Below are 26297 nucleotides of genomic sequence, written 5' to 3'. Positions count from 1 at the left end.
GACGGCGAGGGCATCTCGCCAGCTGGTGGCACGGCCCGGGGTATGGCTGGGCGGGCTGAGATTGTTCAACTGCCTGACTCCTCTGGGAAAAGGGGGTCATTTTGTCAGGTTCGCGCGGCCTAGCCAAGGCAAGCCGAACGGGACGGGCAGGATTCAGGGGCGCGAGCCGATGCAGTGGCCCGGGCAGGGACCCTCGGCGGCGAGAAAATTGGCGCAGGCCATCAGCTGCAGGCGCAGCCAGGTCGCGCTGACGAGTTGCTGTTCATCCCACAGGTGCAGGCTGTGCAGCAGGTGCCAGAATACTCCCTCCTGTTCGCTGGCGGGGGCCTTGTCCAGGGGGATGACGGGGAGGGCCTGCCAGAGGGAGAGGAGCTGCCAGCTCAAGTCTTCCAGCTGGTGATAGGGGATTTCCCGTGCCAGGAAATGACGGACCGCCTGGGCCAGCGGGCCGGCGTGTTGGGCTATGTAATCGTGACAGGTCACCGGTTCCTCCTGGCTCAGTCGCTGCATCTCCCGCAAACCTCGGGCAAGGGCTGAGTATAGAAAAGGAGACCGGTGACCCGTTCATGGGGGCGGCGGAGTGTGATCCGGCGCGCGTTATTTGTCCGCCAGCAGCACCACTTTTTTCAGGATGATGGGGCTGGTGGGCACGTCGTTGGCGCGCAGGATGGAGCTGTAGCCCGTCTGGACCTGGGCCAGCTTGTCCAGCACCTCCATGCCCTGCACCACCTGGCCGAACACGGTGTAACCGGCGCCGGCATTGGCGTTGAGGTTGTCGTTGTCCACCAGGTTGAAGTAGAACTGGCGAGTGGCGCTGTCGACTGCCTGGGTGCGGGCCATGGCGATGCTGCCGCGCTTGTTGGGCAGGCCGCCCCTAGACTCGTTGACCACGGGATCGAAGGTCGGCAGCGGCTGGAACTGCTGATTGTAGCCCCCGCCCTGTACCACGAAGTTCTGGATCACCCGGTGGAAGAGGCTGCCGTCATAGCTGCCGTCCGCCACGTAGCGCAGGAAGTTTTTCACCGTCTGCGGCGCCTGCTTGGGAGCCAGCTCGACCACTATGGTGCCATGATTGGTCTCCATCTGAACCTTTTGGCCGGCAAAGGCCAGGGGGGCGATCAGGGTGATCAGTAACCAGAGTTTCTTCATCTATATGTCCTCGCTCAGCTCGGCTGACCCTTGAGATAGCCGCGCAGCGCCTCGTCGGCCATGATCTGCTGCAGCACGCTGCCCAGTTGCTGGTTCAGGGTGGACTCCAGATCCGCCATGCTCGGCTCCCCCGGGCCTTCCTTGCTGGAGGACATGTTGAACTGCTTGGTCAGCTTGCTGCCCTGGAAGTCGGCGATCACCTGCAGGCTGACGCGGGACTTGGTGACATAGGTGAAGGTCTTCTCTTCCACGGTGACGGCGGCGGTGGAGATGGCCAGGGTCAGGTTGGTGGTGCCGCTGTTGCCTACTTCCAGCCCCTGGCTGCGCAGCCCTTCCGCCAGTTTTTCCGCCAGCAGGCTGTTGAGGGGCTGGCTGCTGTTGACCAGCACGGGGGCCTTCTCTTTCTTCTTGATGGAGAAGACGTAGGCGGCCTCGCGCTTGTCCACCCCTTCCATGGTGATGCGGTTGCCTGAGTAGTACTGCTGGTTGGAGGGGATGATTTGCGGGTTGAGCAGGGCGCTCTCCGGCCAGTGGGTGGCACAACCACCCAGCACCAGGGCGGCCAGCAGCAAGAGTGACTTTTTCATCATGGGTTTCCTTTGGCTTTAGCTTCAGCGTTTGATGGCTTTCAAAATAACGAATTTGCTGTTCGACGCAACGACTTGTGCGTTGCCAAACAGGCGCTTGAGTTTGTTGTGATAGTCCAGGTGACGGTTGCCTACTATCCAGAGTTCACCCCCCTGAGGCAACACCCGGTGCGCATCGGTGAACATCTGCCAGGCGATGTGATCGGTGATCGCCTGCAACTGATGGAACGGCGGGTTGCAGAGGATGCGGTCCGCCGAGCCGGCCGGTACGCCGTCGAGACAGTTGTTGACCATGAAGCGGGCCCGCGGCAGGGCATCCGGCAGGTTGTGCTCGACGTTCAGCCGCGCCGAGGCGACCGCCATATAGGACTCGTCGATGAAGGTCACCTCTGCTTCGCTGTCCCGCGCGAGCAGGGAGAGCCCGAGCACGCCGTTGCCACAGCCCAGATCGATCACCCTGCGGGCACTGTGGATGGGCAAATTGTCCAGCATGAAGCGGGCACCGATATCCAGACTGGTGCGGGAAAACACGTTGGCATGGTTGTGGATCAGCATGCCGCTGCCCTCCAGCGGCCAGACGGTCGGGAAGGGGTTGGGCAGGGCCGGGCGCTCGGCGGCCGGCGTGCAGTGGATGAGCCGCGCCTTCTTCCAGGCGAGCGAGGTACGGGTCTCGCCCAGATACTTCTCGAACAGCTTGAGGGTGGAGGTGTGAATGTCCTTGGCCTTGCCGGCGGCCAGGATGCGGGTCGCCGGCGTGACCACCTGGCGCAGCGCCAGGAGTTGCTGTTCCAGCAGCGCCTGGTACTTGGAAACCTTGATCACCACCAGAGCCGGGGCATCGGGCAGCGGTGCCAGGGCATCCTGCAGGCGGATGGCATCGGGATCCAGGCCATTCTCCGCCAGGTTGGCCAGGGTCGCCCGCTCGCTGACATGGGAGTCGGTCACGCAGACGGGGGCGTGGGCGTGCAGGAAGGCCGCCAGGGCGCCGAAGCCGTCGTTCATGATGATGACGGGACCATCAGGCGCTTGCTGCGACTCGGCAAGCTCATTGATCAGATACTCGTCCGCCGCATCCCAGGCCTGCAGGGGATCCTGGTTCTGCCGCGGGTAACGGTACAGGGTCAGGCGGCAGTGGGCCGTGTCGAGCAGGGTTTGCATAGGCAGGAGTCCAACATTGTGGTTGATGAATGGCGACCGTCTGCCCCGTATTGCCCGGCAGCGGTGAAAGTGGCGCTATTCTAGCGGCGACGGAGAAATTCACCAGCCCGGTGCGACCGGGGGATGGCCAAATCCCTCACGCCTGATGCATCCGGCAGGCAACCCTGGCTACAATGGCGGGACATTAATGGCCGGACATTCGACGAGGAGTCTTCACCGTGAGCATGCAACAGCAGATAGAGGCCAAGCTGGCCGCCGCCCTCTCCCCCAGCCACCTGGAGGTGATCAACGAGAGCTACATGCACAGGGTAGCACCTGGGTCTGAAAGCCACTTCAAGGTGGTGGTGGTGAGCCAGGAGTTTGAGGGGCAGCGCCTGCTGGGGCGCCATCGCCAGGTCAATGCCGTGCTGGCCGAGGAGCTGGCGGGCGCCATCCATGCGCTGGCGTTGCATACCTATACACAAGCCGAGTGGCTGGCCCGGGAGCAGGCCCCCAAGACGCCGGGCTGTGTCAGCAAATCCCCCTTTGCGTGAGTCATTGACCTTTTGATTACTCAATCCTCGACCAATTAACAGAATCATCACGAACGGATAGTCCCAGGCGGGCTGGAGGAGGATTATTTTTTCTAATCCTTCTCCGTACACCCCAAAAAGTACCCCTATGGGGTTAGCTTTGCGAAAAATCCTTTAAAACCACGGGTTGTAGGGGCGGAGGGAAAATATTCATTGAAGGTTAATTTTGTGATAGGGCGGGGATTTTCCCCATTTGGCGTGGCGGCAAACTTGCCTAAGGTGGTAAACTCAGGCGCTTTTGAATGATCCTGTATGTTGCTGATTTGTTTGTTTTCTCGACAGTTTGTCGCGATATGGACGGGCTCATTCAACAACTCGTCGTGATGTATTTCTCGGCGCTAACCAACCTGTCTTCCCTTAACGGTAGTGCAAGTGAGTATGATTACAATTAAAAGAGGACTGGACATCCCCGTGCTGGGTGCTCCGGAGCAAGTAATCTACGATGGCCCGGCCATCACCCGTGTTGCTACACTCGGCGAAGAGTTCGTGGGGATGCGTCCTACTATGTTTGTCAAAGTAGGTGATCGCGTCATTAAAGGTCAGGAGCTCTTCGAAGATAAGAAGAATCCCGGCGTTAAATTCACGGCCCCTGCCACCGGTGTGGTTTCTGAGATCAACCGTGGTGCCAAGCGTGTTCTGCAATCTGTTGTCATCGACATCGATGGCTCTGACGAGCAGGTGACCTTCGAGCACTTTGCCTCCGCCGAGCTGCCCAAGCTCGAGCGCAGCAAGGTGCAGGAGATCCTGGTCGCATCGGGCCAATGGACCGCATTGCGTACCCGTCCGTTCAGCAAGGTGCCGGCCCTGGGCTCAGCCCCGCGCGCCATCTTCGTCACCGCCATGGACACCAACCCGCTGGCCGCCAGTGCGGAGCTGATCATCAAGGAACAGGCCCAGGCCTTCCTCGACGGTCTGGCCGTGTTGAGCCGATTGACCGACGGCACCATCCACGTCTGCAAGGGCGAAGGCAGCCTGCCGCACTCCTCCCTGGCCCAGGTCAAGGAAGCTGTGTTCGTCGGCCCGCACCCCGCCGGTCTGCCGGGCACCCATATCCACTTCCTGGATCCGGTCGGTGCCAACAAGGTGCAGTGGCACATCAACTACCAGGACGTGATCGCCTACGGCAAGCTGTTCACCTCCGGCCAGATCTTCACCGACAAGGTGATCTCCCTGGCCGGCCCGAACGTGCTCAAGCCGCGTCTGCTGCGCACCCGCCTCGGAGCCTGCCTCAGCCAGCTCACCAACAACGAGCTGCGCGCCGATGAAAACCGCGTCATCTCCGGTTCCCTGCTGAGCGGTGCCAAGGCCGAAGGGGTCCATGACTACCTGGGTCGCTTCCACAACCAGGTGAGCGTGCTGGGCGAAGGTCGCGAGAAGGAGTTCTTGGGCTGGGTCAAACCCAGTGCCAGCAAGTTCTCCATCACCCGTACCACCCTCTCTCATCTGATGAAGGGCAAACTCATCAATTTCACTACCACCACCAACGGTAGTGATCGCTCCATGGTGCCTATCGGCAACTATGAGCGCGTGATGCCGCTCGACATCCTGCCGACCCTGCTGCTGCGGGATCTGATCTCCGGCGATACCGACAGCGCGCAGGCGCTCGGCTGCCTGGAGCTGGATGAGGAAGATCTGGCGCTCTGTACCTTCGTCTGCCCCGGCAAGACAGAGTACGGCCCGGTCTTGCGTGAGTGCCTGACCAAGATAGAACTGGAAGGTTAAGCGATGAGTTTCAAGCAACTTCTTGAAAATATGGAACATCACTTCGAGCCGGGTGGCAAGTACGCCAAGTACTATGCCCTGTTCGAAGCGGCGTACACCCTGTTTTATACCCCGGGTTCCGTGACCCGCAATGCCGCCCACGTCCGTGACGCCATCGATCTGAAGCGCATGATGATCATGGTGTGGCTGGCCGTGTTCCCGGCCATGTTCTGGGGCATGTACAACGTCGGCAACCAGGCCATCGCCGCCATCGCCCACCTGGGCACGGCAGCCGGTGCCGATTCCTGGCAATACGCCCTGGCTACCCTGTTCGGTGCCTCGCTGGATCCGGCCGTGGCCGGCATCGGCAGCAAGATGCTGATCGGTGCGGCGCACTTCTTCCCGATCTACATCACCGTCTTCATCGTCGGTGGTTTCTGGGAAGTGCTGTTCGCCATGGTGCGCAAGCACGAGATCAACGAAGGCTTCTTCGTGACCTCCATCCTGTTCGCCCTGATCGTGCCGCCCGAGCTGCCCCTGTGGCAAGCCGCCCTGGGTATCACCTTCGGTGTGGTGCTGGCGAAGGAAGTGTTCGGTGGTACCGGCAAGAACTTCCTGAACCCGGCGCTGGCGGGTCGTGCCTTCCTGTTCTTCGCCTACCCGGGTCAGATCTCCGGTGATGCGGTCTGGGTCGCCGTCGACGGCTTCTCCGGCGCCACCGCGCTGAGCCAGTGGGCACAGGGTGGCCAGATGGCGCTGATCAACGGTGCCACCGGCGAGGCCATCAGCTGGATGGACGCCTTCCTCGGCAACCTGCCGGGTTCCATCGGTGAAGTCTCCACCCTGATGATCCTCATCGGCGCGGCCATGATCGTCTACATGCGCATCGCCTCCTGGCGCATCATCGCCGGCGTCATGGTGGGCATGGTAGCGACCTCCCTGCTGTTCAACGTCATCGGCTCCGATACCAACCCCATGTTCAACATGCCGTGGCACTGGCACCTGGTGCTGGGTGGCTTCGCGTTCGGCATGGCCTTCATGGCGACCGACCCCGTCTCCGCTGCCTTCACTAACAAGGGCAAGTGGTGGTACGGCGCCCTGATCGGGGTGATGGTGGTGCTGATCCGGGTCGTGAACCCCGCGTTCCCGGAAGGCATGATGCTGGCCATTCTGTTTGCCAACCTGTTTGCCCCCCTGTTTGACCATTTCGTGGCGCAGGCGAACATCAAGCGGAGGATCGCACGTGGCGTTTAATAAAGACTCTACTACCGGCACTCTCGCCGTAGTGACCGGTCTGTGTCTGGTCTGCTCCATCGTGGTCTCCGTGGCCGCCGTGGGTCTGCGTCCGGCCCAGCTGGAAAACAAGGCGCTGGACAAGCAAAGCAACATCCTGTCCGTCGCCGGCGTCGACATCAGCGCCGTGGCCAAGCGCGACCTGGCCAAGCTGTATGGCGACAAGATTGAGGCGCGTCTGGTCGATCTGGCCACCGGCGAGTTCGTCGACGGCGATGCCGACAACTTCGACACCAAGCTGGCGGCGAAAGACCCGGCCAAGAGCATTCGTCTGGCCCCGGCCGACGACAAGGCCGGCCTGCGTCAAATCTCCAAGCTGGTCCCCGTGTTCTTCGCGAAAGACGCCGAAGGCAAGGTCGACAACATCATCCTGCCGATCTACGGCCAGGGTCTGTGGTCCACCATGTATGCCTTCGTGGCGGTCGCGGCCGACGGCCAGACCATCAAGGGCATCACCTACTATGACCACGGCGAGACCCCGGGTCTGGGCGGCGAGATCGAGAATCCGGCCTGGCGCGAGCTGTTCGTCGGCAAGAAGCTGTTCGATCAGGATGGCCAGCCGGCGCTGCGGGTGATCAAGGGCCATGCTCCGGCTGGCTCCGAGCATGAAATCGACGGCCTGTCTGGTGCAACCCTGACCGGCAATGGTGTACAGCACACCTTCGACTTCTGGATGGGCCCCAAGGCCTTCGGTCCCTTCCTGGCCAAGGTACGTGCAGGAGAAATCAACAATGGCTGACAAGAGCGAAATGAAAAAGTTGCTGTTGACGCCTGTGCTCGGCAACAACCCCATCGCACTGCAGGTGCTGGGGGTCTGTTCCGCGCTGGCCGTTACCAGCCAGATGAAGACGGCGTTCGTGATGACGCTGGCCGTGACCGCGGTCACCGCCTTCTCGAACCTGTTCATCTCCCTGATCCGCAACCAGATCCCGAACAGCGTGCGGATCATCGCCCAGATGGCGGTGATCGCGTCCCTGGTTATCGTGGTTGACCAGGTGCTCAAGGCGTATGCCTACGACATCTCTAAGCAACTGTCGGTATTCGTCGGCCTCATCATCACCAACTGTATCGTGATGGGCCGTGCCGAAGCCTACGCCATGAAGAGTGCCCCGCTGCCCTCCTTCCTGGACGGCATCGGCAACGGTCTGGGTTATGGCGCCGTGCTGCTGACCGTGGCCACAGTGCGCGAGATCCTGGGTTCCGGCACCTGGTTCGGCATCGAGCTGCTGCCGCTGGTGAACAATGGTGGCTGGTATGTGCCCAACGGCCTGCTGCTGCTGCCGCCGAGTGCGTTCTTCATCATTGGTCTGATCATCTGGGGCGTGCGCACCAAGGATCCCAAGCAGGTGGAGGCGAAGGATTAAGGTATGGAACACTATATCAGTCTGTTGATTCGCTCGATCTTCATCGAGAACCTGGCGCTCTCCTTCTTCCTGGGGATGTGTACCTTCCTGGCGGTGTCCAAGAAGGTCAAGACCGCCATGGGCCTGGGGATCGCCGTTATCGTGGTTCAGACCGTGGCCGTCCCGGCCAACAACCTGATCTACAACTACGTGCTCAAAGACGGCGCCCTGGTGTCCGGTCTGGATCTCAGCTTCCTGAGCTTCATCACCTTCATCGGGGTGATCGCGGCCCTGGTGCAGATCCTGGAGATGGCGCTGGACAAGTATTTCCCGGCCCTCTACAACGCCCTCGGTATCTTCCTGCCGCTCATCACCGTGAACTGCGCCATCTTCGGCGGCGTCTCCTTCATGGTGCAGCGTGACTACAACTTCGTGGAGTCCGTGGTCTATGGCGTGGGATCGGGTGCAGGCTGGATGCTGGCCATCGTCGCGATGGCGGGGATCCGCGAGAAGATGAAGTATTCCGATGTTCCGGAAGGCCTGCGCGGCCTCGGCATCACCTTCATCACCGCGGGTCTGATGGCGCTGGGCTTCATGTCCTTCTCTGGTATTTCCCTGTAATCGGAAAGGAAATATAGATGGAAATTATTTTGGGTGTGGTCATGTTCACCGTGATCCTGCTGGCCTTGGTGGCAGTCATTCTGTTCGCCAAGTCCAAGCTGGTGACCGCCGGTGACGTGACAATCAGCATCAACGGCGACCCGGCCAAGGCTGTGACCAGCCCGGCGGGTGGCAAGCTGCTCGGTGTGCTGGCCGGCAGCGGTATCTTCGTTTCCTCCGCCTGCGGCGGCGGCGGCTCCTGTGGTCAGTGCAAGGTGCGGGTGAAATCCGGCGGCGGCGACATCCTGCCGACCGAGCTGGATCACATCAGCAAGGGCGAAGCCCGTCACGGCGAGCGTCTGGCCTGCCAGGTCACCGTGCGCTCCGACATGGACATCGAGCTGCCGGAAGAGATCTTCGGCGTGAAGAAGTGGGACTGTACCGTCATCTCCAATGACAACAAGGCCACCTTCATCAAGGAGCTCAAGCTGCAGATCCCGGATGGGGAGAGCGTGCCGTTCCGCGCCGGTGGTTATATCCAGATCGAAGCCCCTGCCCACCACGTGCAGTACAAGAACTTCGACATTCCCGAGGAGTATCGCGGCGACTGGGATCGTTTCAAGATCTTCGAGCTGGAGTCCAAGGTCAACGAGCCGATCATCCGTGCCTACTCCATGGCGAACTATCCGGAAGAGTTCGGCATCATCATGCTGAACGTGCGGATCGCGACCCCGCCGCCCAGCAACTGGACCGCTCCTCCCGGCCAGATGTCCTCCTACATCTTCAGCCTGAAGGCGGGGGACAAGGTGACCATCTCCGGTCCGTTCGGCGAGTTCTTCGCCAAGGACACCGACGCCGAGATGGTGTTCATCGGCGGTGGTGCGGGCATGGCGCCGATGCGCTCCCACATCTTCGACCAGCTGCGCCGTCTGAAGACCAAGCGCAAGATGAGCTTCTGGTACGGTGCCCGTTCCAAGCGCGAGATGTTCTATGTCGAGGACTTCGACATGCTGGCGGCCGAGAACGACAACTTCCAGTGGCACGTCGCCCTGTCGGATCCGCAACCGGAAGACAACTGGGACGGCTATACCGGCTTCATCCACAACGTGCTCTATGAGAACTACCTCAAGAACCACGAGGCGCCGGAAGATTGCGAGTTCTACATGTGCGGGCCTCCCGTGATGAACGCGGCCGTCATCAACATGCTGAAAAATCTCGGCGTTGAAGACGAAAACATCCTGCTGGATGACTTCGGTGGTTGATCCATGCACAGCGTTGTAAAGACCTGGCTAGCCTTCGGGCTAGCCTTTTTCTTGACGGGGTGCGGTCAGGAAACGGTCCAATCCAAGCCGGAGATCCACATCACCGGCAGCACCATGGGGACCTACTACTCCATCAAGGTGGCGGATGACGCCGTCAAGGATGGGGCCAAGTTGCAGGCGGAGGTCGACGTCCTGCTGGAGCGGGTCAACGATCAGATGTCCACCTACAGACCCGATTCCGAGTTGTCGCGCTTCAACCAGCACAGGGACAATACCCCGGTGGTGGTCTCCCGCGACACCGCACGGGTGGTGACCGAGGCCATACACATCGGCCGCGAGAGCCGCGGCGCGCTGGACGTGACCGTGGGCCCCCTGGTCAATCTGTGGGGCTTTGGCCCGGATGCCAAGCCGACCAAGGTGCCGTCCGACGAGCTGATCAGCCAGACCCGTCAGAAGACCGGGCTCGGCAATCTGCACGTGATCACCTCGGTAGACGCGGACACCCTGCAGAAGGACATCCCGGATCTCTACGTGGACCTCTCCGCCATCGCCAAGGGCTTCGGGGTGGACAAGGTGGCCGAATATCTGGAATCCTTGGGGGCGCGCAACTACCTGGTGGAGATCGGCGGCGAGCTGCGCATCAACGGGGTCAACGGCAAGGGGCATCCCTGGCGGGTGGCCATCGAGAAGCCGACCCTCAATGCCGGCTCGGTGCAGGAGGTGATAGTGCCGGGCGACAATGGCGTGGCCACCTCGGGGGACTATCGCAACTACTACGAGATGGACGGCAAGCGCTTCTCCCACACCATAGATCCGCTGACGGGCAAGCCTATCCAGCATCGCATGGTGTCGGTGACCGTGATCCACCCCTCCTGCATGACGGCGGACGGGCTGGCCACGGCGCTGACCGTCATGGGCCCGGAGAAGAGCTTGGCCTATGCCAAGGAGCGGGGCCTGGCGATCTTCGTGATCACCAAGACGGACGACGGCTTCGAGGAGACCTACTCGGAGGCCTTCAAACCCTATCTGGTCAAGAAGTAAGGGGTAATGACATGCAGATTTTTCTGATCACCTTCGGGGTGTTTCTGGCGGTGGTGGTGGCCATGGCCATCGGCTACATCTTCCAGAAGAAGAGCATCTCCGGCTCCTGTGGCGGCCTTGGCACCATAGGCATCGAGAAGGAGTGCGACTGCCCCGAGCCCTGCGACAACCGCAAGAAGAAGATGGCCAAGGAAGAGGCCCGTCGCAAGATGCTGGAGGAGAACCGCATCCTCTGACGCTGTTGCCTGCACCGGCAGGCACCAGGCATGCAAACGAGCCGACCCGGGTCGGCTCGCTTTTTTATGTGGTATGGACTCAGTAGTCGTATTGGCTGCACGCCTTGAGCTTGAACTCTTTCTTTCGCTTTGCCAGCTCCTCCCTGGTGCCCAGTTCGTCCCCCTGTTTGATGGCCTTCTCCAGTATCTCGATGCGCTCGAACAGCCAGCTGCACTCGGCGGTCGGGTAATCCTTTGCCGTGCCCAGCAGTGGCAGCAGGCAGAGCCCAAGCCAGATTGCTCTCATCTCTCTTCTCCCCTAGATCCCATCTTGCCTCGGGAGTCTATCTCCCTGGCGGCCCTGCGTGACTGGCAGAAATGACAGGGCTGGGGTAGCATGGGCTCAGTTAACTGTTTATTTGTACAGTGATATGCGCAAGATCATTCACATCGACATGGACTGCTTCTTCGCGGCGGTGGAGATGCGGGACAACCCGGCCCTGCGGGAGGTGCCGCTCGCCATCGGCGGCTCGGCGGACAGGCGCGGCGTCATCTCCACCTGCAACTATGTGGCGCGCCGCTTCGGGGTGCGATCCGCCATGCCGAGCGCCTTGGCCAGGAAGCTCTGCCCGCCGCTGGTGCTCATCCCCGGGCGGATGGCCGTCTACAAGGAGACCTCCCGCCAGTTGCGCGCCATCTTCCTGCGCTATACCGAGCGGGTGGAGCCCCTGTCGCTGGATGAGGCCTACCTCGACGTCACCGACAGCCCCCACTGCGGCGGCAGCGCCACCCTGATGGCGATGGAGATCCGTGCCGCCATTCTGACCGAGCTGGGGTTGACCGCCTCCGCCGGGGTGGCGCCGAACAAGTTCCTGGCCAAGCTCGCCTCCGAGCAGCGCAAGCCGGACGGTCTGTTCGTCATCCACCCCCGGGAGGTGGACGAGTTCGTGCGCCAGCTGCCTTTGGCCAAGCTGCCCGGGGTCGGGCGCAAGACGGCGGAGCGGCTGGAGTCGCAAGGCCTCTACTCCTGCGAGGATGCGCGCCAGCTCGGCAACGAGGAGCTGATCGCTCGTTTCGGCAAGCTCGGGGAGATGCTGGCCGGGCGGATCTGGGGTCACGACGAGCAGCCGGTGCAGCCCCAGCGGGTGCGCAAGACGGTCGGCGTGGAGACGACCCTGGCCAGCGACGTGCTGGACGAGGCGGCCTGCTGGGAAGTGCTCAGCCGGCTCATTCCCGAGCTGGAGCTGCGTTTCGCGAAGTCCTGCCCCGCCGAGGCGCTGATGGGGCAGGGGATCAAGCTGAAATTCGCCGACTTTCACCAGACCACCGTCTATCGCAAGGGCAGCTATCAGGCGACCCGCTTCCACGATCTGCTGCACGAGGGCCTGCAACGGGCTCAAGGAAAGCCCATTCGTCTGCTCGGCCTGGTGGTCGGTCTGCCCGGCAGCGATGAAATCAACCAACTGAGCCTGGATCTGAGTTGATTTAGTTAAGTTTTTGTTTCCAAATCCGATACAGTGTCTACCTCTGTAGAAGTCAGGAAATCATACATGAGTGCTTTTTCTGTTCAGGGACGGATCACCCTGATCGCCGGTTGTTGCCTGTTGGCCAGTGCCGCCGCCCTGGTCGCCTCTTCCCTCTTCAACGCGGCCCGCATGCAGGAGCAGGTGCTCACCTCCACCACGCTGGAGGGGCAGCACGCGGCAGAAAACTGGATGCAGGCCATGGGGGCCACCCAGGCGGCCCGGGTCACCAGCTACCTCGACGAAGCCTATTTCAGGGCCACCCTGCTGGCCGAAGGCATATTGTTCCAGCGCAAGAATGCGGCCGACAACTTCGTCCACTCCGAGGCGCTGCGCAATGCGGTCAACCAGCAGTTGCAGGATGCGGCGGAGTCTTCCGCCAACCTGATCGGGGTCTACGGGGTGTTCGAGCCGAACCAGCTCGACGGCGAAGACGCCAACTATCAGGGCTCGACCGCGCTCGGGGCCAACGACAAGGGACGTTTCTCCAGCTACTGGGCCAGGGTCGATGGCAAGGTGACCCTGGAGGTGATGGACGAGGCCATGCTGGCCAATGACAAACCGTCAGAGCACGGCGGCCTGGAGAACGACTGGTACAGCTGCAGCATTCGCAGCAAGGCCCTCTGCCTGCTCGAACCCTATGTGGACGAGGTGGGGGGCAAGTCGGTGCTGATGACCTCGGTGACGGCTCCCCTGCTGGAGGAGGGCAATCTGCTCGGCATGGTCGGGGTCGACATCTCCCTAGCCACCCTGCAGAGCCTGGTGGAGGAGATGGACAAGACCCTCTACGGGGGGCAGGGCAAGGTGCTGCTGCTCAGCCACGAGGGACGGGTCGCCGGTGTGGAGGGATTCCAGGTCGCCCCTGGCAACCGCCTGGCGCAATCGCCGTTGGCGCAGGATCTCGACGGCTGGCTCGCCAAGGGGGACGTGGCCACCCGTTGGAGCCCGGACGGCGCCCTGTTGCAGACCTTCGTGCCGGTCAGCATGCGCGGCACGGATCGCAAGTGGGGCATCTACATCGAGCTGCCCCGCGCCGTGGTGCTCGCCTCCGCCCTGCAACTGCAGGGGCAGCTTGAGGAGCAGGCCCAGCACAGCGTGGCCGCCCAGCTGCTGATCGGTGGAGGGATCTCGGTGATCGCCCTGTTCTGCATCTGGCTGATGGCGCAGCGCATCGTCGCGCCCATCCGGACCGTGGTGGCTCGTCTCAAGGACATCGCCAGCGGCGAGGGGGATCTGACCCAGCGTATCGTGCTGCAGCGGGACGACGAGATAGGCGAGCTGGCCAAGTGGTTCAACAACTTCCTGGACAAGCTGCAATCCACCATCAGCCAGGTGATCGACACCGTCTCGGGTACCCGGGCCAGCGCGGCCCTGGCGGCCCAGGGAGCTGCCCGGACCAGTGCCGGCATGCAGGCCCAGTATCAGGAGGTGGACCTGGTGGCGACGGCGTTCGAGGAGCTGAGCGCCACCGCCCTGCAGGTGGCCGGCAACGCGAACTCGGCGGTGAGTGCGGCCAATCAGGCGGACATGGCGGCCCAGGAGGGCAAGTCCGTGGTGGCGCAGACACAGGAGGCCATGTCCAGGCTGATGACGGTGATCAGCGACGCCAAGCCGGTGGTGGAGCATTTGGCCGCCAACAGCGACAACATCAACGACATCCTGGTGGTGATCCAGGGAATAGCCGAACAGACCAACCTGCTGGCGCTCAACGCCGCCATCGAGGCGGCGCGGGCCGGCGAGCAGGGGCGCGGGTTCGCCGTGGTGGCGGACGAGGTGCGCAATCTGGCGGGCCGCACCCAGAACGCCATCGTCGAGATCCAGACGCTGATCACCGAGCTGCAGTCCGGCACCGGGGCGGTGGTGAAGGCGATCCTGACCGGCCACAGCCAGGCGGACGTGACCCTCGGCAAGGTGGATCTGTCGGTCAGCGTGCTGGAGCAGATCATCCAGTCGGTCGGCACCATCCACCAGATGAACGAGCAGATCGCGAGGGCGGCGCAGGAGCAGAGCGGAGTGGCGGACGAGATCAACCGCAACGTCAGCAACATCCGCGACGTGAGCCACAGCATCCGGGCCGAGGCGGCCAGCTCCGCCGATAACGGACGGGAGCTGTCGCAACTGGCGGACAAGCAGCAGCAACTGGTGGGGCAGTTCCGGGTGTAGTGACGCGTACAGGGATAAGAAAAAAGGCGCCATCCAGGGGAGGCGCCAAACACATTCAGATGACAGACTGGGTTAAATCGACCTGATTTAGCCCCTTCTTCCCGCAGAGGAAGAAACACAACACCACAATCTTTGTCAGCCCACCCACAAAAACCACATGTAAACCAACATGGAAGAGAAGGTGTGAGCCATATGACAACGAATTGCAGGGCGAATTATGTTTATTCACTGGTCGACCCGCAACCGACAATTTATAATGCGCCCCATTAGAAAAATTCATCGTCGGCCGATCCCATGTCTCGTCGTTTACCTCCGCTCAATGCACTGAAGGCGTTTGAAGCCGCGGCTCGTCACTTGAGCTTTACCCGCGCAGCAGAAGAGCTGTTCGTGACCCAGGCCGCCATCAGCCACCAGATAAAGGCGCTGGAGGAGTACCTCGGCATCAAGCTGTTTCGCCGCAAGAACCGCTCCCTGCTGTTGACCGAGGAGGGGCAGAGCTACTTCCTCGACATCAAGGACATCTTCGCCTCCATCTCGGAGGCGACCGACAAGCTGCTGGCGCGCAGCGCCAAGGGGGCGCTCACCGTCTCCCTGCAGCCGAGTTTCGCCATCCAGTGGCTGGTGCCCAGGCTGGTGAAGTTCAGCGAGCGCCACCCGGACATCGACGTGCGGATCAAGGCGGTGGACATGGACGAGGGCTCGCTCACCGACGACGTGGACGTGGCCATCTACTACGGTCGCGGCAACTGGCCTGGGCTGCGCTCTGACAAGCTGCACACCGAGTACCTGATCCCGGTGTGTTCGCCGCTCTTGCTGAGCGGCCCCAAGCCCCTGCGCACCCCGGAGGATCTGATCCGGCACACCCTGCTGCACGACACCTCCCGACGCGACTGGAAGGCCTGGTTCCGCCAGCTCGACATCGACGCGCCAAACGTCAACCAGGGGCCCATCTTCAGCCACTCCACCATGGTGATCCAGGCGGCGATCCACGGTCAGGGGGTGGCGCTGGGCCACAGCGTGCTGGCCCAGCCGGAGATCGAGGCGGGGCGCCTCATCTGCCCGTTCGAGCAGGTGCTGGTGAGCAAGAATGCCTTCTACCTGGTGTGCCAGGAGCAGCAGTCCGATCAGGGCAAGATAGTGGCCTTCCGCGACTGGATGCTGGAGCTGGTGGAGCAGGAGGAGGCCCGTCGCCGGGCCCGGCTCGCCGATGGCTGAGGCGCTGGACGTGATCCGGGAGGGGGCGCACGACGCCCCCGTTCGCATTCTGCTGGCCCACGGCGCGGGTGCCGGCATGGAGCACGACTTCCTCGCCCGGCTCTCGGCTCTGCTGGCCGGGCCGGACATCGAAGTGGTGCGCTTCAATTTCCCCTACATGAGCAAGCGGGCCCAGGACGGCAAGCGCAGGCCGCCGGACCGGCAGCCGGTGCTGCTCGCCCACTGGCGCCAGGTGGTGAAGGATTTTGCCCATCCCCGGCTGTTTCTGGCGGGCAAGTCCATGGGCGGGCGCATGGCGGCAGAACTCTATCAGGACGGTGGGGACGAGATGGATGCTGCAGGATTGATCGTTCTCGGGTATCCTTTCCACCCCCCGGCCAAGCCCGATAGCTGGCGGGGCGAGGTGCTCAAGCAGATCACGACGCCCACCCTGCTGCTGCAGGGGGAGCGCGATACCTTCGGCAGCCGCGCCGAGCTGGCCGACTTCCCCTTCTCACCCGCCGTATCGGTCCACTGGCTGACCGACGGGGATCATGGTTTCAAACCGAGAAAGGCGAGTGGTGTGAGCGAGCAGGAGAACCTGCGGGAGGCGGCGGAGCGGATCCGGGCCTTTGTCGCCGACAGGCTGGCGCACGCCTGAGGGGCGCGAATGCAAGGAGAAAAGATGCAGATCCATCGACATTGGCTGGTGCTGGCGGGCTTCTTCGGCCTGACGGCCACCATACTGGGAGCCTATGGCGCCCACGGGCTGGCGGCGACCGGTATCGCCCCCGCGCTGCTGGCGGCGTTCAACACCGCGGTGCAGTATCAGTTTTTCCACGCCCTGGCCCTGATGGTGCTGGGGCTCTGCGGCGTGCGCGGCAAGGTGATTACCTTCGCAGGCACGGCCTTTTTGCTGGGGATCCTGGGATTCTCCGGCAGTATTTACGCCATGGTGCTGCTTGGCAGCAAGGGGCTGGGGCTCATCACCCCGGCCGGTGGCCTCTGTTTTATGTTGGGATGGGCGGCTCTGATATGGGCCGGCTGTCGTCTTGGAGGAAAGAATGAATAATCTGCTGCTTTATTGCCGCCCGGGTTTTGAGAAAGAGGCGGCGGCAGAGATCACCGAGCGTGCCAGCAACATGCAGTGCTACGGTTTCGCCCGGGTCAAGGACGACAGCGGTTACGTGCTCTTCGAGCTGTATGACGAGGAGCAGGCCGACCTGCTGGCCCGCAAGCTGCCGTTCCGGGAGCTCATCTTCATCCGCCAGATGCTGGTGGTGACCCACGAGCTGAAGGAGCTGGATCTCTCCGATCGGGTCACTCCCATCGTCGAGGCGACCCGGGGCTACGCCATCTGCGGCGATCTGCGGGTGGAGACGGCCGACACCAACGAGGCGAAGGAGCTCTCCGCCTTCTGCCGCAAGTTCACCGTGCCCCTGCGCCAGGCCTTGCGCGGCAACGAGATCCTGACTAAGAAGGAGACGCCCCACCGTCCGGTGTTCCACGCCTTCTTCCTGGCCAACGATCACCTGATGCTGGGTTACTCCTACTCCTTCAACAACTCCGCGTTCCACATGGGGATCCCGCGCCTGCGCTTCCCGGCGGATGCGCCGAGCCGCTCCAGCCTCAAGCTGGAAGAGGCCTTCTACGTCTTCGTGCCGCGGGAAGAGTGGGACTTGCGCCTGTGCTCCGGCCTGAAGGCGGTGGATCTCGGCGCCTGCCCGGGGGGCTGGACCTATCAGCTGGTGCGTCGCGGCATGATGGTGACCGCGGTGGACAACGGCATGATGGCGCAGTCCCTGATGGATACCGGTCAGGTCAAGCACATCCGCGACGACGGCTTTGTCTGGCGTCCGAGCAAGAAGAACACCTACTGGCTGGTGTGCGACATGGTGGACAAGCCGGCGCGGGTGACCCACATGATCGCCGACTGGTTCCGGGAGAACAACTGCCAGGAGGCCATGTTCAACCTCAAGCTGCCGATGAAGAAGCGCTACGCCGAGGCGGTGCACAACATCGAGGTGCTGCGGGAGCTGCTCAGGGAGATCGACAACGGCTTCGTGATCCAGGCCAAGCAGCTCTACCACGATCGGGAAGAGATCACGGTACACGTCTACAACAAGTTCTGGGTCTCCAAACTGTCGCCCAAGACCTGATCGCCGGTCAGAAAGCCAGTTCGATTGGCGAGGCGTAATCGGACGATCACGACCATAGTGATGGCAAGAGTGATGGCAAAAAAAAACCGGACGGGGTAACCCGTCCGGTTTTTTGTTCCCTGACCCCGTTAGAAACGGTAGTCGAAGGTAACCTTGGATTCGTCGTCCGTGACCTTGATCTCCACCTGCAGGGGGATGCTCTTGTCGGTCGGGGTGAACTGCATCTTGACGCCGTCTCCGCGCAGCTTGACCGCGGTGTTGAGTCCCCCGGCGTTGAACTTGATCCTGGGTTTGTGCTTCTCGAAGGAGAGGCTCACGCTCTTCTCGGCGGTCAGGTTCAGTTTCTGATAGGGGGTCACCTGGCTGTTGCCGTTGCTGTCGGTCACGATGTCCAGGCCGAAGGAGAGGGGTTTGGGGGCCTTGAGCAGGTCGTTGGTATCCAGGTTCGACGTCCAGACCTGCTTGGCAGGCGGCTCGTGCTGGGGAGGTTTTGTCAGCCAGGCATTGTCGATGGGCCTGTCCAGGGCCAGGGCACTGCTGCTGACGATCAGCAAGATGAAAGTAGCACGCATGGTGGATCTCCTTATCCTCCATATGAACATAGTATTCATCTGACGAGGGAGGTAGGGGGATCCGGCATGAAATGAAGGGAGCCTAAGCTCCCTTTTTAGATCAATCGGTTAGACAGGATTCACAGACGATCTATGATGGCCTGGGTGAATTCGCTGGTGGAGGCGGAGCCCCCCAGGTCCCGGGTCACCCGATCGCCGGACTCGATGGTCGAGCGCACGGCCTCGCGAATGCGCTCCGCCTTGTCCTGCATGCCCAGGTACTCCAGCATCTGGATGGAGGCGAGGATCACCGAGGTGGGGTTGGCGATGTTCTTGCCGGCGATGTCCGGCGCAGAGCCGTGCACCGCTTCGAAGATGGCGGCCCCTTCACCTATGTTGGCGCCCGGCGCCATGCCTAAGCCCCCTACCAGACCGGCGCACAGATCCGAGAGGATGTCGCCGAACAGGTTGGTGGTGACCATGACATCGAACCGCTCCGGGTACATCACCAGGTTCATGCAGGCGGCGTCGACGATCATCTCCTCGTTCTGGATGTCCGGGTAGCGGGCGGCCACCTGGCGGGCCACTTCCAGGAACAGGCCGGAGGTGGACTTGAGGATGTTGGCCTTGTGGATGATGGTGACCTTCTTGCGCCCTTCCTGACGCGCCAGCTCGAAGGCGAAGGTGACGATGCGCTCGGCCCCTTCCCGGGTGATGATGCTCATCGCCTCGGCGCTCTGGTTGTCATCGCTGCGCTTCTGGCCCGCGCCCGAGTACATGCCCTCGGTGTTCTCGCGCACCGTGATGATGTCGATGTTGTCGTAGCGGCTCCTGGTGCCCTTGAAGGAGAGCACGGGGCGCACGTTGGCGTAGAGGTTGAACTTCTTGCGCAGGGAGACGTTGATGGAGGTAAAGCCGCCGCCGACCGGGGTGGTGAGCGGGCCCTTCAGGGTGACCTTGTTCTTCTCGATGAGATCCAGCGTGGCTTGGGGCAGCAGCTCGCCGTGTTTCTCCAGCGCGACCAGGCCTGCGTCTGCATATTCGTAGTCGAAATCACACCCCGCGTGGGTCAGGATCTGGATGGCGGATTCGATGATGCTGGGGCCTATGCCGTCGCCCGGGATGACGGTAATTTTTCTTTTTGACATGAGACGTATCCACTTCTAGGGAACAGAGGGGGAGGATTCGGCGGTTTTATACCATTTTTGCACCACTTTCTCCATGTTTCTTTACATATATCCCATTTATGTCAACAGGTACGGCCTGTCTGGGGGAAGGGTGTGCTGGTGATCAGGCCCCTGCTCCCTGTGCGGGCGGGTAGCGGATCTCCCTGAGGTTGAAGCCGAGGGGAATGTCCAGCTGCAGCCGTACCAGCCGCTGGGCCAGCAGGGCGTCATTCCTGTGCTGGCGCAGCTTGAGCAGGGGTTTGGCCGCGCTCTCCTGCTCGCAGGCATCGAGCAGGGCGGCCAGGGTCCCGTATTGCTGCAGCAACTGGGTGGCGGTCTTGGGACCTATGCCCGGCACCCCTTTGATGTTGGAGCCGCCTATCCCGGTCAGGGCCCAGAAGTCCACCAGCTGCGACGGCGCAACACCGTACTGCTGCTGGACGAAGGCGGCATCCAGCCAGCGCTTGTTGAAGTAGTCCCGTACCCGGATCTGCGGGCAGATGAGCTGGCAGAACCCCTTGTCGGTGGAGATGATGGTGGCCCGCGCCCCGCGCCTGGCCATGCCGTCGGCCAGGGTGGCGATGAGATCGTCCGCCTCGTCGGTCTGGGAGAGCAGGGCATCGACGCCGCACTCCCAGAAGGCATCCTGCAGCCCGGCGAGCCCCTCTCTCAGCTCCTGGGGCATGGGGGTTCGCCCCTCCTTGTAGGCCGGATAGATCTCCTTGCGCCAGCTGTGCACCTCGCCGTCGAATACCGCGATGGCATGGGTCGGCTCGCTGTTGGCCAGCAGCTTCTTGCTGGTGTTGATGAGGTTGGCGCGGGTGGCGATCAGGGCCTGGGCCGGAATCAGCCCCTGCTGGGCCTGGACCGCGTGCAGCCGGCGGATCAGGTTGAGGGCATCGATGATAAGCAGGTGCGGCCTGAGATTTGGCATGGAAGGGGCACTCTTGGCGGTCGGGACGGCCCATTGTAACAAGGGATGAACGCCTTGCTAACCCTGAAGGGGCGTGACGGCAAGATGCGAAGAAGGGGCCTGTCGGCCCCTTGGGTCACTCGGGGGCATGCCCCTCATTTCACGATTTCGTAGCAGGGGATGTACTGGCTGCCCGGCAGCTTCATGCGCTGCTGCCTGACGAAGCTCTCCAGCAGCCTGTCCATCAGGTGCATCAGCTCCTTGTCGCCGTGCAGCTTGAAGGGGCCCTTCTTCTCGATGGCCCGGATGCCCCCTTCCTTGACGTTGCCGGCGACGATGCCGGAGAAGGCGCGGCGCAGGTTGGCCGCCAGCAGCTGGGGCGGCTGGTTGCGGTGCAGATCCAGGCTGGCCATGCTGGCGTGATCCGGTTCGAACGGTAGCTGGAACTCCGGCTCTATCCGCAATGACCAGTTGAAGGAGTAGGCATCCCCCACCGACTTGCGATACTCGCGGATCTTCGGCATCGCCTCCTTCATGACGCGGGCCACCTCGGGCGCATCGCCGATGATGATCCGGTAGAGGCTGGTGGCGGTTTCCCCCAGGGTCGCCTTGACGAAGTCGTCGATGGCGCGGAAGTAGTCGGCGCTCTCCTTGGGGCCGGTTAGCACTATGGGGATGGGTTGGCGCTCGTTGGCCGGGTGCATCATGATGCCGAGCAGGTAGAGCAGTTCCTCGGCGGTGCCCACCCCGCCCGGGAAGATGATGATGCCGTGGCCCAGGCGCACGAAGGCCTCCAGCCGCTTCTCGATGTCCGGCAGGATCACCAGTTCGTTGACGATGGGGTTCGGCGGCTCGGCGGCGATGATGGAGGGTTCGGTCAGGCCGATGTAGCGGCCGTTGCGCACCCGCTGCTTGGCGTGGCCGACGGCTGCTCCCTTCATGGGGCCCTCCATGGCACCCGGGCCGCAGCCGGTGCAGATGTTGAGCTCCCGCAGCCCCAGCTCGCTCCCCACCGCGCGGGTGTACTGGTACTCCACCTCGTTGATGGAGTGGCCGCCCCAGCAGACCACCAGGTTGGGGTCGGCGCCGGGCAGGATCGCCTTGGCGTTGCGCAGGATGGCGAACACCACGTTGGAGATGTGGGTGGAGCTGGTCAGGTTGACCAGTCGGTTGGACTCGAGCTGGGTCGACACATAGAGGATGTCCCGCAGCACGGAGAAGAGGTGCTCCTGGATGCCGCGGATGATCTCGCCATCGACGAAGGCGTGCTCGGGGGCGTTGAACAGCTCGAGCTTGACCCCGCGCTCGCGCCGGATCACGTGAATATCGAAGGACTTGAAGCGTTCCAGTATCTCTTTGGAACTGTCTGTGTGGCTGCCGGAGTTGAGCACCGCCAGCGAGCAGTTGCGAAACAGTTGATAGATATCGCTGGAGGCGGTCTGCTTGAGGCGATCCACCTCGAGCTGGGACAGCAGGTCCATGCTGCCCACGGGATTGATGTGTGTAATCATAATTTCCCCTTTCACTCGCTTGTTATCGTTGTGCTTTCCCTGGGGAGAAAACGGGATGCCTTGGCATCCCTCGGTTCGATAGTAGAGGCAAGGGGGTGGGCAGGGGAATAGGGGGAAAGTGCGTTTGCCGGTTTTTTAGCCGTGGTCAAGTCCGGATTCAGGCGAGATTGACCTGATCCCGGCCCGAGTGCTTGGAGCTGTAGAGCGCCTTGTCGGCGCGCTCGAAGACGTCCGTGGTATGGTCGCCCGGGCGGAACAGGGTGGCCCCGATGGAGATGGTGATCTCGACCCTGGCATCGCGGAAGCGGAACGGGATGCTCTTGACCGTCTGGCGCAGGTTCTCCAGGGGCTTCTGGTACTTGTCCGGGTTGATGTTCGGCAGCAATACCACGAACTCCTCCCCGCCGAAGCGGGCGATGAAGTCGGTGTCGCGCAAGGCGTTCTGCAGGGCCTTGGCCACCACTTTCAGGGCCTTGTCGCCGGCCATGTGGCCGTAGTTGTCGTTGATGTGTTTGAAGTGATCGATGTCGATGATGGCCAGGCACAGCGGGGTGCCGTACCGCAGCCAGCGCTTGTATTCGAGTTCCAGCCGTTCGTCGAGGGCCGCCCGGTTGTGCACCTGGGTCAGGCTGTCGAGGAACAGCTTGTGCTTCTGGATGGTGAGCCGCTTCTTGTACTCGGCCGTTTCCTCCTTCATCAGCCGCAGCTTGGCTTCCATGTTGGAGAGGTGGGTGAGCAGATGGCGTTCGCGGCTGACCATCTCCTCCCGTTCCTGCTGCAGGCGGCGGATGGTGTCCAGGTGACCGCCGATGGCTCCCTTGAGCCGTGCGGGGGAGTCATGGGTGATCAGGGCCCGATCGATGGCGGCCAGTTCCCGTTCCAGCGCCTGGCCGCTGAGGTGGGCGGCATCCTGCAGGGCGCGCCCCTCGTCCAGGGTCTCGGTGAAGCTGAAATGGACCGCGGAGAGGCTCTCGTTCAGGGTGCTGAGGAAGGCCTGGGAGGCTTTGCGCTCCTCCCGGGTGCCTTCGATGATGAGCTCGATGATCTGCAGGCAGACTTCGGCCAGCAGGGCAGGGGTGATGCCCCCGAGCAACTGGCGGCGGATGTCGGCCAGGCTCTCGCCCACGGCGCCGGCAAAATCCAGCTCTGTGATGAGGCGCTGCAACTCATCGGAGATCTGGGCGTGCGCCTTGACATCGAATGAATTTGAAGGGGACGGACTGGAGAGCTCGGTGGGGATCTCCGCCGAAGGCGGGATCAGCGGCTGGCGTGGCAGCAGCTGGATCTTGATGGCCTGCTGGTAGAACTCCAGCAGGCGGATCACCTTCTTTTGGTGATCCCCGATGCCGTAGCTCTCCGGGCTGGCGAGAAACTCCTTGAGCGCTCGCCGGGTCTCTTCCGGGAAGCCCTTGATGGTCTTGAGCTGCTTGCTGCCCAGATCGATGGCGGCCCGGGTCAGGCTGATGGACTCCTCCATGGCGTGGCTGTGCTGCTGCAACAGCTTCTCGATGGCGGCGAGTTCGGCATCGATGGAGGTGAGCGGGGGGGAGCCGTCCAGCTTCTGCTTGAGCTTGGCCAGCCGGTTGTCCAGCTCGCGATCGTGGCCACGGCAGGCCTGCATCAGCTTGCCGATGAACTGGATGCTGCGGGCACGTTCGGTTTCGGAGAACGTGGCCATGCCATCGAGTTCCTGCTGTTTTTGCTGGAGGGATTCCCTGAGTCTTGCCAGTTGTCCGGTTACGGCAGCCATATCATTCATTGTTCAGGTCGCCCTGTTGTCATTATCGTTTTTGTATCGTCCAGCAACAGTCAGCCAATGAAAGACCCCGTTGAGTACCTTTTTGTCACGCATGGTCCGGCGCTTTCGTCCGTGAAAGAGCAAGCCAGTTAACCCATTGCTTTTCATGAGAAGAATTTACTTTTACCAGTCCCTTGTCAATTGCCATCAAGCAGCATTGCCACACATCCCCATTAAAAAATGCGGCCTGCTGGCAGTCGATGGCTGCGAGTTCGAGCCAGACGTTTTGCTGGTATTTGTCGCTGAGCTGCATGGCCCCCGACAGCGCCAGGTAGCAGAGGTCGAACAGGCCGTGGTGGTCGAGCGCCATGGCCGCCTTGGGCAGGAAGGGGTGGCTGACGATGCCGAGGCTGATGTGCCTGTCCAGCGGGTGTTCGCAGGGGAAGGCGGCCAGGGTGTCCAGCAGCTCCTGCGCCAGCTGGTGCAGCTGGGCCACGTGGCGCTGGGGCACCACATAGAGCAGATGTCCCTCGCGCAGGTCGTAGATGCGGCCATCCTTCGGGGTCAGTTTGGCGACGTACTGGCCGAAGGCCTGCTCAATCTCGCGGCTGACCTGATAGCCATGCTGCTCCAGGCTGTTGACCAGGAAGGGCACCCGGAACAGCAGGTAGTGCAGCTTGTCGTCAAACTCGCTGGTGGGGCGCTCGCTCAGGTACCAGCGCTCGGACTTCTGCTGGCGCTTGGCCATCTCCCTCGGCCAGCGGCTCATCAGCCGCTGCCAGTTGGCCAGGCCGCTGCGCGGTTCCACCAGCAGGGCTTCCCCCAGCTGCTTGGCATTCAGGCGGGCGACCCTCAGCTTGAGCCAGAGGGTGAAGAACAGGTAGATGAAGAGCGCCAGCAGCAGCCCGGTGCTGACGCTGGACCAGAGGTAGCGCTCCTGCTGGTGCTGGCTCTGGTCGAGCTGCTGCTCCAGCTCCTTGACCTGCTGGGCCCGCTCCACCTGGGCATAGTTGTCGCGCACCGCCTCCTGCTCCAGCGCGATCTGCTGCTGGCGCACCAGCTCGCTGCGCTGATGAAAATTCTTGTAGCTCTCGAGGGCCTGCTGCAGGTAGCCCTTCTGCTCGTAGGCGATGGAGAGCAGGCGGAAGATCTCCAGCTGGCGCCGGATGTCGCCAATCCGGTTCGCCAGGGTCAGGGCGTTCTCCAGCTGCAGGATGGCGATCCCCGCCTCCTGCTGCTTGAGGTGGAGATCCCCGAGCAGCAGCAGGGTATCGATCAGGGACTCCTTGTCGTCCCCCAGCTCGTGGGACTGGCGCGCGGCATTCAGGTAGTTGCGGGCCAGGTTCAGGTTGCCGGTCTGCAGATAGGTCTTGCCAATCTCGAACTTGAGGTGGGCGATGCGGATGCGGTTGCTGTTCTCGTCCAGCAGATCCAGGGCATTGAAGAAATAGACCAGCGCCATGTTCATCTCCCCCAGATCGCGGTTGAGACGGGCGAGCACGATCAGGGCGTCGCTGAGCAGGGAGGGGTTGCCGAGGGCATGGAAGTAATTGGCCGCCTCGTTGGCGTATTGCAGCGCCTTCTGTGGCTCCTGTTCCGCCTGATAGAGGCTGACCATCTGGTTGGAGAGCAGGCCGAGGAACAGGGGATCCTGCAGATCCCTGGCCTGCTGCTGGGCATCGATATACTCCCCGAGGGCGAGCTGGGGCTGGCCCAGGGCCTGATAGAGATCGCCCCCCACGGCGCTGGTCCAGGCCCTGGCCAGGGGGTTCTTGGCCTGCTCGGCCCACTGGCGCGCCTCCGCCAGCTGGCGTTTGGCCAGATCGAACTGCCGCACTTCCATGCTGGCGTTGACATGCAGCAGACGGGCGTAGACCTGCAACTGGCTCTCTTTGAGCGGGGGGCTGGCGAGCAGCTTGTCCAGCTTGTCGAGCTGGGCGGCGCCGGCACCGTGGGCGTGCAGCTGCAGGGTCTGGCTGCGGATCTGGAGGTAGAGGCCATGGGCGTGCAGCTCGAACTGCTGCTCCTTCTCGGCCATGGCGATGCCCTTCGCGAAGGACTCCTGGGCCGGTTTGAATTGCCCCAGCTGCTGCAGGCACTCTCCCTTGAGCAGGTAGGCCCCAGTGGTCTGGGTGGCGGAGCCGTAGTTCAGCATGGGCTCCCGATAACCGTACTCCTGGTGATTGCTGATGATCTGCTTGGGGTTGCTGGCCGTGCGTTCCAGAAAGGCGGTGGCGATCTGGACACATCTGGCGGGATCGGTCAGCACCAGGGTCTGGGCCTGCTGCAGATCGATGGACAACTGCTCCTTCGCCAGATCCAGATCCGGAGCCGACAGGGAGGACATCATCATTGCCAGAAAAAACAGTTGATTCATTGGATTAAGGACGGCACGGAGGTGCAGGCATGTTATCCAAGCCCACCCCCGCCCGTCCAGAGTTCATTGATGAGATGCGTG

General features: G+C 62.4%; 26 protein-coding genes. 15 read left to right on the top strand and 11 right to left on the bottom strand.

Annotated features, from left to right (window positions below; all coding sequences use genetic code 11):
• Positions 1-153: 153 nt before the first annotated feature.
• From I6L39_RS01495 to I6L39_RS01480, 4 genes are all read right to left on the bottom strand, one after another.
• The gene (locus I6L39_RS01495) at positions 154-483 is read right to left on the bottom strand and encodes a hypothetical protein (RefSeq protein ID WP_216990831.1); all 330 of its coding nucleotides are present in this window, start codon (positions 481-483) and stop codon (positions 154-156) included.
• A gap of 114 nt (positions 484-597) precedes the next feature.
• Positions 598-1149 (bottom strand): peptidylprolyl isomerase, encoded by a 552-nt coding sequence (locus I6L39_RS01490; RefSeq protein ID WP_209793929.1) that lies wholly within the window; start codon positions 1147-1149, stop codon positions 598-600.
• A 14-nt stretch (positions 1150-1163) separates the two neighbouring features.
• Positions 1164-1736, bottom strand: a complete 573-nt coding sequence (locus I6L39_RS01485) for a YajG family lipoprotein (RefSeq protein ID WP_042074785.1) — start codon at positions 1734-1736, stop codon at positions 1164-1166.
• A 24-nt stretch (positions 1737-1760) separates the two neighbouring features.
• Positions 1761-2894, bottom strand: a complete 1134-nt coding sequence (locus tag I6L39_RS01480; protein ID WP_216990830.1) for a methyltransferase — start codon at positions 2892-2894, stop codon at positions 1761-1763.
• A gap of 224 nt (positions 2895-3118) precedes the next feature.
• Between I6L39_RS01480 and I6L39_RS01475 the strand changes: the two genes are divergently transcribed.
• From I6L39_RS01475 to nqrM, 9 genes are all read left to right on the top strand, one after another.
• Positions 3119-3427, top strand: a complete 309-nt coding sequence (locus tag I6L39_RS01475; protein WP_216991738.1) for a BolA family transcriptional regulator — start codon at positions 3119-3121, stop codon at positions 3425-3427.
• A 417-nt stretch (positions 3428-3844) separates the two neighbouring features.
• The gene (locus tag I6L39_RS01470; protein ID WP_216990829.1) at positions 3845-5188 is read left to right on the top strand and encodes a Na(+)-translocating NADH-quinone reductase subunit A; all 1344 of its coding nucleotides are present in this window, start codon (positions 3845-3847) and stop codon (positions 5186-5188) included.
• 3 nt (positions 5189-5191) lie between these two features.
• A complete protein-coding gene (locus tag I6L39_RS01465; protein WP_209793926.1) occupies positions 5192-6421 on the top strand; it encodes an NADH:ubiquinone reductase (Na(+)-transporting) subunit B in 1230 nt (409 codons plus the stop codon).
• Complete coding sequence (locus I6L39_RS01460; protein WP_042074780.1) at positions 6411-7199, top strand: Na(+)-translocating NADH-quinone reductase subunit C; 789 nt, start codon at positions 6411-6413, stop codon at positions 7197-7199. Before I6L39_RS01465 ends, I6L39_RS01460 begins: the two co-directional genes overlap by 11 nt.
• Positions 7192-7824, top strand: a complete 633-nt coding sequence (locus I6L39_RS01455) for an NADH:ubiquinone reductase (Na(+)-transporting) subunit D (protein WP_005303545.1) — start codon at positions 7192-7194, stop codon at positions 7822-7824. The genes I6L39_RS01460 and I6L39_RS01455 overlap by 8 nt, the downstream gene beginning before the upstream one ends.
• Positions 7825-7827: 3 nt before the next feature.
• Positions 7828-8424 (top strand): NADH:ubiquinone reductase (Na(+)-transporting) subunit E, encoded by a 597-nt coding sequence (gene nqrE, locus I6L39_RS01450; RefSeq protein WP_005303538.1) that lies wholly within the window; start codon positions 7828-7830, stop codon positions 8422-8424.
• 17 nt (positions 8425-8441) lie between these two features.
• On the top strand, positions 8442-9665 hold the full coding sequence (gene nqrF, locus I6L39_RS01445; RefSeq protein WP_042074778.1) for an NADH:ubiquinone reductase (Na(+)-transporting) subunit F: 1224 nt from the start codon (positions 8442-8444) through the stop codon (positions 9663-9665).
• A gap of 3 nt (positions 9666-9668) precedes the next feature.
• The gene (locus I6L39_RS01440; RefSeq protein WP_202211520.1) at positions 9669-10706 is read left to right on the top strand and encodes an FAD:protein FMN transferase; all 1038 of its coding nucleotides are present in this window, start codon (positions 9669-9671) and stop codon (positions 10704-10706) included.
• 11 nt (positions 10707-10717) lie between these two features.
• Entirely contained in the window at positions 10718-10942 is a 225-nt protein-coding gene (gene nqrM, locus I6L39_RS01435) for a (Na+)-NQR maturation NqrM (protein ID WP_042074776.1), read from the top strand.
• 79 nt (positions 10943-11021) lie between these two features.
• On the opposite strand, the gene I6L39_RS01430 is transcribed toward nqrM, so the two are convergent.
• Positions 11022-11228 (bottom strand): hypothetical protein, encoded by a 207-nt coding sequence (locus I6L39_RS01430; protein WP_216990828.1) that lies wholly within the window; start codon positions 11226-11228, stop codon positions 11022-11024.
• Between the two features lie 124 nt (positions 11229-11352).
• Here I6L39_RS01430 and dinB point away from each other — a divergent pair, with 124 nt between their 5' ends.
• The 6 genes from dinB (at position 11353) to rlmM (ending at position 17960) form a co-directional block, all read left to right on the top strand.
• Positions 11353-12405, top strand: a complete 1053-nt coding sequence (gene dinB, locus I6L39_RS01425; protein WP_209793924.1) for a DNA polymerase IV — start codon at positions 11353-11355, stop codon at positions 12403-12405.
• Between the two features lie 66 nt (positions 12406-12471).
• The gene (locus I6L39_RS01420; protein ID WP_216990827.1) at positions 12472-14607 is read left to right on the top strand and encodes a methyl-accepting chemotaxis protein; all 2136 of its coding nucleotides are present in this window, start codon (positions 12472-12474) and stop codon (positions 14605-14607) included.
• Between the two features lie 294 nt (positions 14608-14901).
• Positions 14902-15822 (top strand): transcriptional regulator GcvA, encoded by a 921-nt coding sequence (locus I6L39_RS01415; protein ID WP_202211517.1) that lies wholly within the window; start codon positions 14902-14904, stop codon positions 15820-15822.
• The gene (locus I6L39_RS01410) at positions 15815-16462 is read left to right on the top strand and encodes an alpha/beta fold hydrolase (protein WP_216990826.1); all 648 of its coding nucleotides are present in this window, start codon (positions 15815-15817) and stop codon (positions 16460-16462) included. Before I6L39_RS01415 ends, I6L39_RS01410 begins: the two co-directional genes overlap by 8 nt.
• Positions 16463-16486: 24 nt before the next feature.
• The gene (locus tag I6L39_RS01405; RefSeq protein ID WP_216990825.1) at positions 16487-16873 is read left to right on the top strand and encodes a DUF423 domain-containing protein; all 387 of its coding nucleotides are present in this window, start codon (positions 16487-16489) and stop codon (positions 16871-16873) included.
• Positions 16866-17960: a 23S rRNA (cytidine(2498)-2'-O)-methyltransferase RlmM gene (rlmM, locus tag I6L39_RS01400; protein WP_216990824.1), complete on the top strand. Its 1095-nt coding sequence runs from the start codon at positions 16866-16868 to the stop codon at positions 17958-17960. Before I6L39_RS01405 ends, rlmM begins: the two co-directional genes overlap by 8 nt.
• Before the next feature lie 128 nt (positions 17961-18088).
• Here rlmM and I6L39_RS01395 read toward each other — a convergent pair whose 3' ends face one another.
• The 6 genes from I6L39_RS01395 to I6L39_RS01370 form a co-directional block, all read right to left on the bottom strand.
• Positions 18089-18532: a hypothetical protein gene (locus I6L39_RS01395; protein ID WP_042074763.1), complete on the bottom strand. Its 444-nt coding sequence runs from the start codon at positions 18530-18532 to the stop codon at positions 18089-18091.
• A 119-nt stretch (positions 18533-18651) separates the two neighbouring features.
• On the bottom strand, positions 18652-19659 hold the full coding sequence (locus I6L39_RS01390; RefSeq protein WP_216990823.1) for an isocitrate dehydrogenase: 1008 nt from the start codon (positions 19657-19659) through the stop codon (positions 18652-18654).
• A gap of 142 nt (positions 19660-19801) precedes the next feature.
• A complete protein-coding gene (gene xni, locus I6L39_RS01385) occupies positions 19802-20611 on the bottom strand; it encodes a flap endonuclease Xni (RefSeq protein ID WP_216990822.1) in 810 nt (269 codons plus the stop codon).
• Between the two features lie 134 nt (positions 20612-20745).
• Positions 20746-22101: a nucleotide 5'-monophosphate nucleosidase PpnN gene (ppnN, locus tag I6L39_RS01380; RefSeq protein ID WP_216990821.1), complete on the bottom strand. Its 1356-nt coding sequence runs from the start codon at positions 22099-22101 to the stop codon at positions 20746-20748.
• A gap of 157 nt (positions 22102-22258) precedes the next feature.
• Positions 22259-23860: a GGDEF domain-containing protein gene (locus tag I6L39_RS01375; protein WP_216990820.1), complete on the bottom strand. Its 1602-nt coding sequence runs from the start codon at positions 23858-23860 to the stop codon at positions 22259-22261.
• A gap of 85 nt (positions 23861-23945) precedes the next feature.
• The gene (locus tag I6L39_RS01370) at positions 23946-26216 is read right to left on the bottom strand and encodes a hypothetical protein (protein ID WP_216990819.1); all 2271 of its coding nucleotides are present in this window, start codon (positions 26214-26216) and stop codon (positions 23946-23948) included.
• Positions 26217-26297 lie beyond the last annotated feature (81 nt).

It is taken from the genome of Aeromonas sp. FDAARGOS 1409 (assembly GCF_019048705.1).
GTDB classification, from domain to species: domain Bacteria; phylum Pseudomonadota; class Gammaproteobacteria; order Enterobacterales; family Aeromonadaceae; genus Aeromonas; species Aeromonas sanarellii.
Note: the sequence above shows the minus strand (reverse complement) of the source record. Positions and strands in the feature narration are given on the sequence as shown.